The sequence below is a fragment of the Chitinophaga cymbidii genome, assembly GCF_007992715.1.
Taxonomy (GTDB): domain Bacteria; phylum Bacteroidota; class Bacteroidia; order Chitinophagales; family Chitinophagaceae; genus Chitinophaga; species Chitinophaga cymbidii.
Genome location: NZ_BKAU01000005.1, coordinates 970223 through 984765 on the forward strand (window position 1 = coordinate 970223; position 14543 = coordinate 984765).

General features: G+C 53.2%; 10 protein-coding genes and 1 tRNA gene. 6 read left to right on the top strand and 5 right to left on the bottom strand.

The features are described from left to right. The first annotated feature begins 71 nt into the window (after positions 1-71). The 6 genes from rimO (at position 72) to CCY01nite_RS22595 (ending at position 9164) form a co-directional block, all read left to right on the top strand. Positions 72-1379 (top strand): 30S ribosomal protein S12 methylthiotransferase RimO, encoded by a 1308-nt coding sequence (rimO, locus tag CCY01nite_RS22570; protein WP_146866493.1) that lies wholly within the window; start codon positions 72-74, stop codon positions 1377-1379. A 64-nt stretch (positions 1380-1443) separates the two neighbouring features. Continuing rightward, positions 1444-3192, top strand: coding sequence for a DEAD/DEAH box helicase (locus tag CCY01nite_RS22575; RefSeq protein ID WP_146866495.1), 1749 nt, complete (start codon positions 1444-1446; stop codon positions 3190-3192). Positions 3193-3281: 89 nt separating this feature from the next. Beyond that, on the top strand, positions 3282-5243 hold the full coding sequence (glgB, locus tag CCY01nite_RS22580; RefSeq protein ID WP_146866497.1) for a 1,4-alpha-glucan branching protein GlgB: 1962 nt from the start codon (positions 3282-3284) through the stop codon (positions 5241-5243). A gap of 295 nt (positions 5244-5538) precedes the next feature. Then, positions 5539-6450 (top strand): DUF4382 domain-containing protein, encoded by a 912-nt coding sequence (locus CCY01nite_RS22585; RefSeq protein ID WP_146866499.1) that lies wholly within the window; start codon positions 5539-5541, stop codon positions 6448-6450. A 94-nt stretch (positions 6451-6544) separates the two neighbouring features. Next, positions 6545-7114, top strand: a complete 570-nt coding sequence (locus CCY01nite_RS22590; RefSeq protein WP_146866501.1) for a toxin-antitoxin system YwqK family antitoxin — start codon at positions 6545-6547, stop codon at positions 7112-7114. Between the two features lie 145 nt (positions 7115-7259). Next, positions 7260-9164: an ATP-binding response regulator gene (locus CCY01nite_RS22595; RefSeq protein WP_146866503.1), complete on the top strand. Its 1905-nt coding sequence runs from the start codon at positions 7260-7262 to the stop codon at positions 9162-9164. A 4-nt stretch (positions 9165-9168) separates the two neighbouring features. Here CCY01nite_RS22595 and CCY01nite_RS22600 read toward each other — a convergent pair whose 3' ends face one another. The 5 genes from CCY01nite_RS22600 to CCY01nite_RS22620 all read right to left on the bottom strand — a co-directional run bounded on the left by CCY01nite_RS22600 (position 9169) and on the right by CCY01nite_RS22620 (position 14330). Further along, complete coding sequence (locus CCY01nite_RS22600; RefSeq protein WP_146866505.1) at positions 9169-9582, bottom strand: VOC family protein; 414 nt, start codon at positions 9580-9582, stop codon at positions 9169-9171. Positions 9583-9617: 35 nt separating this feature from the next. After that, a complete protein-coding gene (locus CCY01nite_RS22605; protein ID WP_146866507.1) occupies positions 9618-10454 on the bottom strand; it encodes a helix-turn-helix domain-containing protein in 837 nt (278 codons plus the stop codon). 54 nt (positions 10455-10508) lie between these two features. Continuing rightward, positions 10509-10578, bottom strand: a tRNA-Cys gene (locus CCY01nite_RS22610). A gap of 7 nt (positions 10579-10585) precedes the next feature. Next, positions 10586-11809: a sterol desaturase family protein gene (locus CCY01nite_RS22615; protein WP_146866509.1), complete on the bottom strand. Its 1224-nt coding sequence runs from the start codon at positions 11807-11809 to the stop codon at positions 10586-10588. A gap of 127 nt (positions 11810-11936) precedes the next feature. Continuing rightward, the gene (locus CCY01nite_RS22620) at positions 11937-14330 is read right to left on the bottom strand and encodes a glycoside hydrolase family 31 protein (protein ID WP_146866511.1); all 2394 of its coding nucleotides are present in this window, start codon (positions 14328-14330) and stop codon (positions 11937-11939) included. Between the last annotated feature and the right edge of the window lie 213 nt (positions 14331-14543).

Below are 14543 nucleotides of genomic sequence, written 5' to 3' on the forward strand. Positions count from 1 at the left end.
TGTGAAATCCAAATGTGTCTGCGTGTCTTCGTGGCAAATCCCGGTAAAAGGGATTCCTAAAAAATTGCTATTTGAAGACAAGAACATTAAAGAAAGACAAGGTTAATATTATTACGCTAGGCTGTTCCAAGAACATGGTCGATTCGGAAGTATTAAGCGGACAGCTGAAAGCCAACGACATTGATGTAGTACACGAAAACGCCAAACGCGATCACAACATCGTAGTAGTAAACACCTGTGGTTTCATCGACAAGGCGAAAGAAGAATCCATCAATACTATTCTTGAACAGGTAGAATTGAAGCAGCGCGGGCGCCTGGACAAAGTATTCGTAACAGGGTGCCTGAGCGAGCGCTACCGCGGAGATCTTGAATCGGAGATACCCGGTGTGGACGCCTGGTTTGGAACGATGGAGCTTCCTCTTATCCTCAAACGCTTTGACGCGGATTATAAAGCAGAGCTGATCGGGGAACGCCTGCTCAGCACGCCATCTCACTACGCTTACCTGAAAATATCGGAAGGCTGTAACCGCACCTGTGCTTTCTGCGCCATCCCCCTGATGCGCGGCCAGCACGTGTCAAAACCCATTGAAGCCATCGTGGCCGAAGCGGAAAAGCTGGTGAAAGCCGGCGTAAAAGAGATCATGCTCATCGCGCAGGAACTGACCTATTACGGGCTGGACCTCTACAAGCAGCGCCGTCTCGCGGACCTGCTGCATGCGCTGGCGGACGTAAAAGGACTGGAATGGATCAGGCTGCATTACGCCTATCCTACCAAGTTCCCCCTGGAGATACTGGACGTAATGCGCGAAAGGGAAAATATCTGTAATTACCTGGACATGCCCCTGCAGCACATCGCGGACCCGATGCTGAAAGCCATGAAACGCCAGATCACCCGTAAAGAGATATTCGACCTGGTGACCACCATCCGCGAAAAAGTACCCGGCATTTGCCTGCGTACCACGCTGATCACCGGTTTCCCCGGCGAAACCACCGAAGATGTGGAAGACGTGAAACGCTTCCTCGAAGAAGTGCGGTTCGACAGGGTAGGCGTGTTCACCTACAGCCACGAGGAAAACACCAGCGCCTACACGCTGGACGATAACATCCCCGCGGAAGAGAAAGAACGCCGCGCGCAGGACATCATGGAAACACAACAGGAGATCTCCCTGGAAAAGAACCAGGAGAAAGTAGGACAAGTATTTAAAGTAATCGTTGATAAAAAAGAATCCGGCCGTTACCTGGGCCGTACGGAGTTCGATTCGGTGGAGGTGGATAATGAGGTGATCATTAACACAGACAGGAAGTTGAAACCCGGCGATTTTGTACAGGTTAAAATTACCAGGGCATTCGACTATGACCTGGAAGGAGAGCTGGTTTGATTCCAAACCGGCTTATTGATCACCCGGCCTGTTTAAAAAACCAGCGGGCCACCGAAAACAATTTATGACAACATTTGAATCATTAGGTTTACAGGAAACATTGCTGAAAGCAGTTACCGACCTCGGTTTTGTAAACCCGACCCCCATCCAGGAAAAAGCTATCCCGGTGCTGCTCGGCGGCGACCGCGACTTTGTGGGCCTGGCACAAACCGGTACCGGTAAAACGGCCGCCTTCGGCTTGCCTTTGCTGCACCAGCTCGATACGAAAGTACGCCAGCCGCAGGGACTTATTCTCTGCCCCACGCGCGAGCTTTGCCTGCAGATCACGAACGACCTCAACAACTTTTCAAAATACCTCGGCGATGTCAGCATCGTTGCAGTGTACGGCGGTACCAGCATCGGTCTTCAATTGCGTGAGCTGAAACGCGGCGCCCACATCGTGGTAGCCACGCCCGGCCGTCTGCTGGACATCATCGAGCGCGGCGCCATCAACTTCGAGAAAGTACGCTATGCCGTGCTGGACGAAGCGGATGAAATGCTGAACATGGGCTTCCAGGAGGATATCAACAGCATCCTCTCCAACACCCCCGAAGAAAAGACCACCTGGCTCTTCTCCGCTACCATGCCCTCCGAAGTTCGCCGCATCGCCCAGAAATACATGGACGATCCGTTTGAACTGACCGTTGGCAGCAAGAACAGCGGCAACGCCAACATCGAGCACGAATACTACGTAGTGCGCCCCCGCGACAAGTACGCCGCGCTGAAACGCATCGTAGACTTCAACCCCGAGATCTTCGGCATCATCTTCACCCGCACCAAAATTGAATCGCAGGAGATCGCCGAATCGCTGATCAAGGACGGTTACAACGCGGACGCCCTGCACGGTGACCTCACCCAGCAGCAGCGTGATAAAGTGATGAAGCGCTTCCGCGAAAAATCCATCCAGGTGCTGGTAGCTACCGACGTGGCCGCCCGCGGCATTGACGTAGACAATGTAACACACGTGATCAACTACGAGCTGCCCGACGATGTGGAGAACTACACCCACCGCAGCGGACGTACTGCCCGCGCCGGCAAATCCGGTGTATCCATCGCCATCATCAGCGGCCGCGATATCGGCAAGATCCGCCAGATCGAGCGCGTGATCGGCAAGAAATTCGTGAAAGCAGAAGTGCCGGACGGATTCGCCGTATGCGAAAAACAACTCTTCGCGCTGGTGCACAAAGTGCATAACGTGGAAGTGAACGAAGAACAGATCGATCCCTACATGACACGCATATACGAAGAATTTGCGGACCTCACCAAGGAAGACCTGATCCGCCGCTTCGCCTCCCTCGAGTTCAATGAGTTCCTGGCTTACTACCAGGACGCTCCCGACCTGAACGTGAAGGAAGAACGCCGCGGAGATGAACACTCCATGCGCTCCCGCAGCAACGGCAAATTCAGCCGCCTGTTCATCAACCTCGGTTCGGTGGACAACTTTACCCGCGGGGATATGCTGCGCTTCCTCTGCGACAACACCGGCCTGCGTGGCAACAAGATCGGCCGTATAGACCTGAAAGGCGTATACTCCTTCTTTGAAGTAGAGAACGACGTAGTGGAAAAAGTGCAGCAGAGCTTCAAAAAGATCGAATATAACGGCCGCTCTGTGCGGATCGAAACCTCCCAGGACGGCGACAAGCGTAAATCACCCCGCTCTTCCTACGGAGACGCTCCCCGCCGCAGAACATGGACCGGCAGCGAAGACGGAGGTTTCCGCCCCCGCCGCGAATTTTCCAAAAGCGGCAGCGGCGGCTTCAGAAGCAAACGGTAATTTTTTATACAGATAATTTATTTTAACCCGCAGGCGATAAGTTTGCGGGTTATTTTATTTATCTTGGAAAAAAGCTGCTCCGAAAAGGTATGACGACCCAAAGCAAAAAAAATATCATTCCACGTGACGAAGAGCCCTTCCGCCAACTTAAATCCGTAGAGCCTTTCTCGTTATTCTCCGCCCGGGACATACAACTGTTCCAGGAAGGCATACATGACCGCCTCTATGAAAGGTTCGGCTCCCATGCCGTGACCTACGAAGGCGTGGATGGCACCTACTTCGCTGTCTGGGCCCCCAATGCGGCCTTCGTGTCCGTAATCGGCGACTTCAACGGGTGGAACGGCTACAGTCATACCCTGTTCCCGCGGTGGGACAAATCCGGCATCTGGGAAGGCTTCATTCCCGGCTTCCCCGAACAGCAGCTGTACAAATACTTCATCCGCTCCAACTCCGGCGAGGAGCTGCGCAAAGGCGACCCCTTCGCGAACCTTTGGGAAGTACGCCCGAAGACCGCCTCCGTCACCACCAACCTGAAATACAAATGGAAAGACGGCAGCTGGATGAAAAACCGCGCCGCCAAAAACGCGCTGGAAAGCCCGTTCTCCGTTTACGAAGTACATCTCGGCTCCTGGCGCCGGCCGGACCTCAACAATCACGAAGTCTTCTACTCCTATAAAGAGATCACCGCCATGCTGGTGCCCTACGTCAAGGAAATGGGCTTTACGCACATAGAGCTGATGCCCATCATGGAACACCCCTTCGACGGTTCCTGGGGATACCAGCTCACCGGCTTTTATGCGCCCACCTCCCGCTACGGTAGCCCGCAGGACTTCATGGCCATGGTAGACGCCTTCCACCACGCCGGCATCGGGGTGATACTGGACTGGGTGCCCTCGCATTTTCCATACGACGAACACGGCCTCTACCGCTTTGATGGCACGCATACCTATGAGTACGCGGACATGCGCAAAGGCTTTCACCCGGACTGGAACAGCTATGTGTTCAACTATGCGCGCAATGAAGTGCGGTCTTTTCTGTTGAGTAACGCGTTGTTCTGGCTGGACAAATTTCATATCGATGGGTTGCGGGTGGATGCGGTGGCATCGATGATACACCTCGACTATTCCCGCAAAGCCGGCACCTGGGAGCCGAACGAGCACGGCGGCAACGAGAACCTGGAAGCCATTTCCTTTCTGAAACATCTGAACAGCACCATATACGAGCGTTTCCCCGATGTACAGACCATCGCGGAGGAGTCCACCTCCTTTTACGGCGTTTCCCGGCCGGTTTTTATGGGTGGGCTTGGCTTTGGGATGAAGTGGATGATGGGATGGATGAATGATACCCTGGATTACTTTAAGAAAGATCCCCTGTTCCGCAAATGGTATCATAACCAGATCACCTTCAGCATCATGTACGCATTCAGCGAGAATTTCATGCTACCGCTCAGTCATGATGAAGTAGTGCACGGCAAATCCCCGCTTATCTATAAAATGCCCGGCGACGACTGGCAGAAGTTCGCCAACCTCCGTTTGTTGTACAGCTACATGTTCACCCATCCCGGTACAAAATTGTTGTTCATGGGAGGGGAGTTCGGCGATACGAAAGAATGGAATTACAAATCCGAATTGAACTGGGACCTGCTGAAACACTCCACCCATGCGGGATTGCAGCAGTACGTGAAAGCGCTGAACCAGCTGTATACCTCGGAACCCGCGTTGTATGAAAACCAGTTCGACCCGAATTGTTTTGAATGGATACACCTGGCGGACCAGGAGAACAGCATTCTCGTGTATGCGCGCAAGGGCATCGATGGAAAAGTGATCCTCGTAGCGCTGAACATGACGCCCGTGCCCCGTGAAGAATACCCCATCGGCATACCCTGGAAGCATAGCTTCAGGGAAGTCCTCAACAGCGACGCCCCCGCCTGGCACGGCAGCGGCGTGGTCAACAAAGGCGTTATCAAGCCCCGTCCCGGCCAGTTCGGACAACCCTACGATATCATCCTCCGGCTGCCACCCCTTGGCGCTACCATCCTTAAAAGCGTTTAAAGCATCCGCAGGAAGCCATGGGCAAAAACTTCCTTCCGCAATAAACGCAACAAAAACAAACGCAACAAACCGTATCAGCACCCCAAAGCCGTCCGGGCCGCTCCAAAGATTGGAACGAAGATTGCTGCATACCAAATAACCATATTCTACCGTTATGAATTAAACTTTAAAAGGCTATTAAACCTTCCCCGGTCGAACCATATCTAACGCCTGGCATTAAGCAATAAGAGTGAACAACAGTACGTTTATGTAACCATCAACTGATCCGACTAACATCTTTAAAACCAGTCTTTTTATGAAAAACATGTTCCGCAAAATGGGCTTGCCGGTATTGCTATTGGGCGCCCTCTCCATTATCATTTACGCCTGCAGTAAAAACAATTCCGCCGAACCGGAGGCGATCCCCGAAGGCCAGCAAAGGGTTAACCTGATGCTGACAGACGACCCCGGCCTCTTTGACCAGGTTTTGATCGATATCCAGAAAGTGGAAGTGCTGGTAGATACCTGCGCCGGCCGTGGTGATGATGACGATGATGACGATCGCTGGGATGACCGCGACCGTTGCGGCTGGTGGGAAGACCGCCGTCATGATGACGACGATGAAGAATGTGAAATGTGGGACTCCCTCGGCATCCGCCCCGGTGTATACGACCTGTTAGCCCTCCGCAATGGCGTGGACACCAGCCTGGCAACCGGCAACGTTCCCCAGGGCCGCATCGAAAAGATCCGCATCACGCTCGGTCCCAACAACTCGCTCGTGAAAGACAGCATCAGCTATCCGCTGAAATCCATCAACGGACAGGTAAAGATCGTGATCAAGGTAAGGCATAATGAATGGGACGAAATATCCCCGGATAACCTGCAGCTGTGGCTGGACTTCGACGTACAACGCTCCATCATCCAGGTGAGCAGGGGCCGCTTCATCCTGAAACCCGTTATCCATGTATGGACCGTTCGCCAGACCGGCGCCGTTTCCGGAAAGGTGCTGCCGAAAGATGCGGAATCCGTGATCACCGTTTACAACAGCCTCGATTCACTGTACGCTTTACCCGGCCGTCATGGTGAGTTCAAAGTAAGAGGTTTGAAACCAGGAACTTACAGCGTATTTGTAAATGCCGGTAATGGCTACAACGATACAACCCTTACTGACGTTGAGGTTGAGCGGGGCAGAGAAACCAAATTGCCGACAATCACACTATCAAATTAATACCCCTTCCATCTATTACAAAAAAGCTCTCGCAAGAGGGCTTTTTTGTTGCTGAAATGCTTACATTGTGATAACAAATAAAAAACATATCCCTGTGAAAAGAACCTGTTTGCTCATCGCGTTCCTGTGTGTTGTACTGTCAGCTGTTGCACAGGATAAACGTTTGACTTCCACGGCCAGGAAAAACGGGCCGTGGGTGGAACAGGTGCCCTCCATACGCGGGGAGCCCGGGTATTCCTGGGAAGGCGTTTACAAGAACGACCGCAAGGAAGGCGTTTGGAAAAAGTATACCGTCAACGGCGATCTGCTCGCGGAAGAAACCTTTAAGAACGGTGTGCTGGACGGTATGTGCAAGTACTTTTACCCCAATGGAAAGATCAGCGCAACAGGCATGATGCTGGCCATAGATATAGAAGGGCAGAAAGATACCGTTATCGTAATAGACCCCGTGACCAATGAAGAGACCTTCACCGAGGTAGTACGCAAAGGCAACTCCGTCCGCCACGGCGAATGGCGCGTTTACGACGAAGACGGTAATATGATGCGGGAGACCTATGACCGCGGAGAACTGACCAATTCCGTGATGGGCAACCAGCGCCGCGCCACGCAAGCGCCGTTGCCGCACGAACAGCAATCCGGTGCCAGGAAAAAAAGAAATGACTGATACCATTCACCCAAAACACTCGTCCCGGGTATCTTACCTGAAAGATATTCAACCAGAATTTTTTACAGCGACCGATCCAGTAGACATTTTGATCCTTTAGCAAAAAAGCGACACCCGATCTGTTTGTTTAATTAAACCTTTAGCAATGGCCAATACGCTATCCCAAAAGATCCGCGCCGGATTACAGCGAATTTTCAATACCGGCATCCTGCAATCATCCAACAAAGAAGAAGCCCGCAGGATCAAAGTCGTTAACATTGTCAGCTTTGCCACGGGAATACTGGTGGCCGTTTATGGGATCGCTTTTTATATGTTGCTCCATTCGCTGTATATTCTTGTGCCCGCCGTGCTGGTCTTTTGCCCTGCATTCTTTGCGATGATCTGGCTAAACAGCAAAAAGCGCTACAACGCTTCCCGCACCGGCATTCACGTTATCTTCATTTCCATCATACTTTATTACGGCAGCATACTGGGGAAAGTCACGGAAGTGCAGCTGCTGGCCGTTTTCCTTATGAGCGTAGCGCTGCTGATCTGGCGGCCGCAGGAAAAGGTACCGCGGTTTATCTGCGCGTCCATGCCCATTGTCTGCCTCGTGATGCTGGAATTTATCTACGCTTTCAAGCTGGTAGACGCGCTGCCGATGACCACCGCCACGCAAAACATGTACCGCTGGATGGTGATGCCGGTAGTGCTGTACCTGAACTACCTGGCCATCAACCTGTACCAGGAAAATATTCTCGACCTGCTCCGCATCCTGCGCAGCAGGAATACTTCGCTGATGCGGAGCCGCAGTGAAAATGAACGGCAGCGCAAGCAGCTGGAAGTCTACAGCCAGCACCTGGAACAACTGGTGGAAGAACGCACCGCCGCGCTGATCAGGGCCAATATGGCCAAAACAGAGTTCATCAGCGAGCTGAGCCACGAAATACGCACGCCGCTGAATGCCATCATGGGCGTCAGTGAAATGCTGAGCAACGCGCTCAGCAAGCCGGAAGCGGACCCGCAGGCCCGCCAGATGGCCAGAAGCATGAACGCCACCAGCCATAACGTACTCGAGATATTGAATAATGTGCTGGACCTCGCGAAGATAGAAGCCGGCAAAAGCGACGAAGTACGGCCTGAAACATTTTCACTCAAAGAACACCTCCGCAATACAACAAGCATTTATCAAAGCATCGCCAGCACCCATTCCATCGTACTGCACCTCGAAATAGACCAGCGTTGCCCGGAGCTGATCGTGGCGGACCGCGTCATGCTCACACAGGTGATCAACAATATTCTGTCCAACTCCGTGAAATTCACGCCCTCCGGCAAGAACATCCGCGTTAAATGTTTTCATAACAACAGCAACCTGTTCATCCAGATATGCGATGAAGGCGTGGGTATTTCCAAACAGGACCTGGAAGCAATATTCCAGCCGTTTGAACAGGCTAACCGCGAAGTATACCGGCAATATGGCGGCAGCGGGCTTGGGCTCGCCATCGCCAAGCGCAAGGCCGAGCTGATGGGCGGCTCCATACAGGTAAGCAGCCAGAAGGACGAAGGCAGCCAGTTCCTGATCTCCCTGCCGCTGATCCCCGGCAACGAAAGCGTTTGCCAGCCTGCCGAACTGGAACCCCTGCCCGCGGACACCAAAGTGGTGGTGATGGACGACAGCGACATCGATCATACGATCATGAAACATTTCCTCCACCGCATCGGCATCGTAAAAACAGGATTCGCGAAGAACGGCCTGGAGGGCATTGCGCTGGTGCGCAGCATGCAGCCGGACGTGATCCTGATGGACCTGCACATGCCCGTGATGGACGGCCGCGAAGCCTTCCGCCTGCTGCGCGAAGATGAACGCCTCCGCCACATCCCCGTGATAGCCGTTTCCTCCGACGCCTTCCGCGAGCAGGAACAGGAGTATATGTTGCTGGGAATGGACGGTTACCTGCGCAAGCCCGTGGAAGCCAAAGTGCTCCATGGCGTACTGAAACGCCTGCTGCTGTTTGATACCAGGCATTTGAATGCCGCTATCAACGAGGTGAAGAGCGGAGCGCTGGTATAAGTGGTCAGCAATTCATCATCCAGGCGATGCCATATTTGTCCACAAGGTTGCCATGCCAGCTTCCCCAGAACTGCTTCGCAAACGGCACACCCACCTTGCCACCTTCCGCCAGCCGGTCAAACGCTTGCTGCGCGGCCGTTTCATCAGGAAAAGTGAGTGACAGGTACACGTCGCCGCTGCTTTTTTGCGCTTTTTGTCCGGGGAACACATCGCTGGCATAGATGGCCAGTCCGGAAAAATGCAGGCGCCCGTGCAGCACCTTGTCGCGGTATGCCTCCGGCGCATTCATGGCAGGATTATCATAACGGCTCTGCACTTCCACCTTTCCGTTCAGAATGTCCGCATAAAAATTCAATGCTTCTTCGCAGTTACCTTCAAAATGGATATAAGGTATCAGCTCGAATTTTTTCGTTTCCATGATCTTTTTTTTACAAAGATGAGGGAACCGCGGCGTTATAAATTGTACGATTTCGACAGGCGGTCCGCCAGCGCCGGTTGGATCACCTGCACGATGGTGAACTGCTCCTTGAGGAACTGTCGCGGTGAATGCCCTGAGAGCTGCCGGAATTCCCGGATGAAGTGCGACTGGTCATAGAACCCGCAGGCATAAGCCACTTCCGTCAGTGAAGGAAAGCGGCAGCTGTACATGGTGAGGATCGCCTTGTTGAACCGCTGGATCTTCAGCAGTTCGGAAGGCGTAAGGCCGATGACCTGGTTGAATTTGCGTTCCAGCTTTTTATAATTGGCACCGAACATGCGGCAAGCCTCCGCCACAGGCAGACCGGGGTTTTTCAGCAACCATTTGGCGCAGCCGGCGGTAAAGCGGTAGTCTTCATCCTGCAGGCGCAGCCGCGCAAGCAGGAAGCGGTCGGTCAACCGCACGCGCTCCGCATCTTCCGTGTCATAAAGCTGTTCTTCCAGCTCCTGTAGTTCTTCACCCAGCAATTCCCGGATGCTCCAGAAGCCGTTGGCGAAAAGATGTACAGGTATGCGGAAAAAAGGATAGGAGCCGCCCGGCCTGAAGCGGATAGAAAACACATGCTGATGGCTGGTTTGGGAGATATGCAATGCGTGTTTTCGTATGCCGATGATGTGCGAGCCTTTCACGGTTTCTTTTGCGCCGTTCTTTACCTGTGCATAGTCGTCTCCGAAGTTGAACATCAGCTCGATGGTGCCGTCCGGGATCAGGGATTCGGTGTCCCGGAAAGGAGGCTTGTCTGCATCGGCTTTCCAGTAGCATTCAACATACGGGGCGAGGAGCGGATGTGGTGGAAATTCCCGGTAGATCATGCTGTGATGGATTCTGGATCAGTTGGGAAGATACGAACATTCGGTTCATATTTGTAGCCGCGGGTGGATTCGAACCACCGTGAAAGGCTTTGCAGGCCTTTACCTAACCACTCGGCCACGCGACATATTCTTTATCGCACACGCTGGAACAGCCAGCGGTGAAATGATTGTCTTATCCTTGAGAAATAAAAAGTCACCAGCCCCGCAAATATCAGCACGCTTACAAATACGTACAGATGCGGGAAATAGAACAGGAACGTCACTGCCAGCAGCATGGCGCGGGCGTATTCGAGGTAAAAGAACCACCGCTTCTGTTCCAGGATAGCGCCGGTGTTTACGAGGCTGATCAGTATGAACAACACGATGAAAACCGCCAGCCCCGCAGGTATCATGGATTCCAGCAGGGTAACCACGAACAGCAGGCTAATGCTCACTGCCGTTTGCGCTACTATATAGATCCGCTGGAATTTCGTCTGTTTCCGCGAGCCCGGCTTGCGGAGCCATTTCTCTTCCAGCTGCCCGCGTATATCCGGGTCTATATCGTCCGGTTTGCCGAATATCACGTTCCACCGGGCTTTCCAGTTGCCCGCCCGCCGGAAGGCCGTGCATAGCTCCAGCATAAAATGAAATTGCTGCCAGAGGAAGCTGTGGCTGTTCAGCGGTTTGGTGAGGCCGTATACACAGGGCTCCTTGTCGTCTTCCTCCACGAACGTGCCGAACAGCTTGTCCCAGATGATCAGCACATCGCCATAGTTTTTGTCCAGGTACTTTTCATTGGAAGAATGATGCACGCGGTGGTGGGACGGCGTTACCAGGAAATATTCCAGTATGCCCAGCCTGCCGATGGTCTGCGTGTGTATAAAAAACGGGTAGAGGCCATGCACGAGCAGGAGGGAAGTGATCATCAGCGGGGAGAAGCCCGCCAGCGGCAGCACTGCCCAGAAGAGGCAGCGGAAAGCCGCCTGGAATACCGTGATGCGCGCGGATACGGTGTAGTTGAAGTCCTCGCTCTGATGATGCACCACATGCGCCGCCCATAAAATATTCACTTCATGCGCCAGCCGGTGATACCAGTACCATACGAAGTCCGTCAGGATAAAAAGCAGGAGCCAGGTGTACCACGTGGCTTCCAGGTGCCAGGGGGCGAAATGGTGGTAGATGTAATCGAAAAAGAAATAGAATAAACCGGTAACGAAGATGTCCAGCAACCTTTCCGCTATCCCTACGTTCAAATTGGCGACCGATTCTGCGAACTGAAAATAGTTCCTGCCCGTTTTGCGCGATACCAGGTATTCCAGCCCTATAAAGAACAGGAATCCTGCAATAGAAAAAGCTATCCAGTTTAGATGCGTCATATTTGTATGGTTAGTCTATTGATTTTGTAGACAAATATAATTTGTTCATCTTGCTTTACCAAGATTTTCATATAAAAAAGCCGGAGCATCCTTCGATACTCCGGCTATGCTGATGTTTTTGTATGCTTTAACGGATCACCAGTTCCTCAAATTTACGCAGCAGGTTCAGCTCTACCACGCCATCCACAAAATGTTCCGGCTGCAGCGGCGCTGTCACGCCATCCAGCACATATTCCTTCGGCGTAAAGGGAAGGCCGTGCACGCGGATGCGGTGATGGGTATAATCCGCGTTGTACTTGCCCACGAATTTTTTCTTTAACCGGAAGAGGTTGGGTTCGGAGCTTTGCTTGAAGCGCACGAGGTTGTACTGGCCGGTTTTATATCCGTAGTGATCGCCTGCATCTTCATAGAGGATGCTGTGCGTGGTCCCCTCAGCAAAATACACCTGCTGGATCATCTCCATGATCTTGAATTCCCCGACGTATTGCATGTCCGGGTACTGCGCCACTACCGCGCCGCCTTTCACGAACAAAGGCATCTCCGCGAGCGGTGTGGGAATGGTCACCGCCTGCCCGCCGGTATAACGCTGGTCATTAAAATAGTAATACCAGGTGCCCTCCGGCAGGTATACGGATTTTTCCGTCATGCCGGCTTCGCTGACGTGACTGATGAGCAGGCTGTCGCCCAGCATGAATTCGTGGTTGAGGTCATGCGTGTTTTCATCCTGTTGCGCCACGAACGCGAGGGGGCGCAGCATGGGCGTGCCATAAGCGGCATATTGCCAGAAAGTAGTATAGATGTAAGGCAGCAGCCGGTAACGGAGCTGGATAAACGATTTTACCACCGCTTCAAATTCGGGGCCGAAGCTCCAGGGATCCTGGTTAAAGCCCGTTTCGTTGCTGGCAGAGTGCGTGCGCATCAGCGGATGGAAAGTGCCCAGCTGTATCCAGCGGGTGTACAGCTCTCCGTCCGGCTCGCCAATGAACCCGCCGATGTCGCTGCCGGCGAAGGACAGGCCGGATACGGCGAGGCGCTGGCATTGCACGGAGGCCAGCCAGAGGTGCTCCCAGGAGGCGATGTTGTCGCCCGTCCACACCGAGCTCCAGCGCTGCGTACCGGAATAGGCCGAGCGGGTGATCACGAAGGGGCGCTGCGGCATGAGGTGTTTCTTCAGGCCGGCCGCGGTGGCTTTGCTCATGAGGTGGCCGTAGACGTTGTGCGCTTTGCGGTGGCTGACGTTCTCACCATCGTAATCGTGGCGCACGTCTTCCGGGAAAGTGCCCAGCTCGAAAACGGCGGGCTCGTTCATGTCGTTCCACACACCGCGTACGCCCGTTGCCGTTAGGTCTTTGAACAGGCCGCTCCACCATTCCCGCACTTTGGGATCGGTGAAATCGGGGAACACGCATTTCCCCGGCCACACATCACCTTCCATATATGCGCCGTCCGCCCGCTTGCAGGCGAAGTCCTTTTGCGTGATCTCCTGGTAGATGGGATAATCCGGGTCTACCTTGATCCCCGGATCAATAATTACTACGGTCTTGAAACCCTGCGCCGACAAATCCTTCAGCAACGCCTTGGGATCGGGGAAGCTTTCCTTGCTCCAGGTGAAGCAGCGGAACCCTTCCATGTAGTCGATGTCAAGATAAAGCGCATCGCAGGGGATCTTCCGGTCCCGGAACTCCTTTGCCACCTCGCGGACCTTCGATTCAGGATAATAGCTCCAGCGGCACTGGTGATAGCCTAGTGCCCAGAGCGGCGGCAGTTCCGCCGTGCCGGTGATGCGCGCGTATGATTCGGCCACCTGCAATAACGCGGGGCCGTAGATAAAATAATAGTTCATTTCCCCGCCGCGTGCCCAGAAGCTGGTCACGTCCTCACGTTCCTTCCCGAAATCGAAAAGGGTGCGGAAGGTGTTGTCGAAGAAAATGCCGTAGCCGATGCCGTTGTGCAGGCCGTAGTAGAAGGGGATGTTGCGGTAGAGGGGATCGGTGTCTTTGGCATAGCCGTAAGCGTCCGTTCCATAGTTCTCCACCCGCTTGCCGCGGAGGTTCAGCTCCGTGGGCTTGTCGCCCAGGCCGTAAAAGGATTCACCTTCCTGCACCAGCTTGGTGCAATACACGATCTTGCCGCCTTTCTGCAGGTAGTACTGCCAGTGGAAGCCGGTTTCGTCCTGGTTGATGATCCTTCCGTCCGTATCCGTGATAGTGATCCGCAGGTTCTCCCGGGCTACGAATACCCGGATGGCGGTGGTAATGATCTCGAAGGAGTCCGCCCATTCGCGGATGTCGAAAAATTCGGGAGATTCTTCCAGCTTTTCACTGACAGCATAGGAAAAATCCCGCTGGAACTGCCCGTCCGCCGCGTAGCGGAAACGTACGATCTTGTCTGAAATAACCCTGAGTTCCAGGATGGTGGTAGAGGTATAGAAATAGAAATAGTTCCCTTCCTTTTTCCACGATTGAATAATGTCCGGGTAGTGTTTTACCGAATACTTCCCCGATGTTGTTGCCACTTGCATCGCGCCGATCTGTTTCTTTACAATTATTAAATTTCCGCGGCCTCAGGGCCACGTATCAACTAAATTAATCAAAAATTCCCCGGTTATTACATTTTTTTGACACATTGGCGGGGGGAATGCTGCCGCTTACAAGATAAAATGCCGCATTGGCGAAGTTCCGTGGGAAATTGCAGTGATAAACGTTAACTTCCGTATAATGTACTTTTTGCTTTA

Bases quoted from the DNA above. Each gene is read 5' to 3' on its own strand.
- CCY01nite_RS22575 (WP_146866495.1), top strand. From the start codon at position 1,444: ATGACAACATTTGAATCATTAGGTTTACAGGAAACATTGCTGAAAGCA.
- glgB (WP_146866497.1), top strand. From the start codon at position 3,282: ATGACGACCCAAAGCAAAAAAAATATCATTCCACGTGACGAAGAGCCC.
- CCY01nite_RS22585 (WP_146866499.1), top strand. From the start codon at position 5,539: ATGAAAAACATGTTCCGCAAAATGGGCTTGCCGGTATTGCTATTGGGC.
- CCY01nite_RS22595 (WP_146866503.1), top strand. From the start codon at position 7,260: ATGGCCAATACGCTATCCCAAAAGATCCGCGCCGGATTACAGCGAATT.
- CCY01nite_RS22600 (WP_146866505.1), bottom strand. From the start codon at position 9,582: ATGGAAACGAAAAAATTCGAGCTGATACCTTATATCCATTTTGAAGGT.
- CCY01nite_RS22605 (WP_146866507.1), bottom strand. From the start codon at position 10,454: ATGATCTACCGGGAATTTCCACCACATCCGCTCCTCGCCCCGTATGTT.
- CCY01nite_RS22615 (WP_146866509.1), bottom strand. From the start codon at position 11,809: ATGACGCATCTAAACTGGATAGCTTTTTCTATTGCAGGATTCCTGTTC.
- CCY01nite_RS22620 (WP_146866511.1), bottom strand. From the start codon at position 14,330: ATGCAAGTGGCAACAACATCGGGGAAGTATTCGGTAAAACACTACCCG.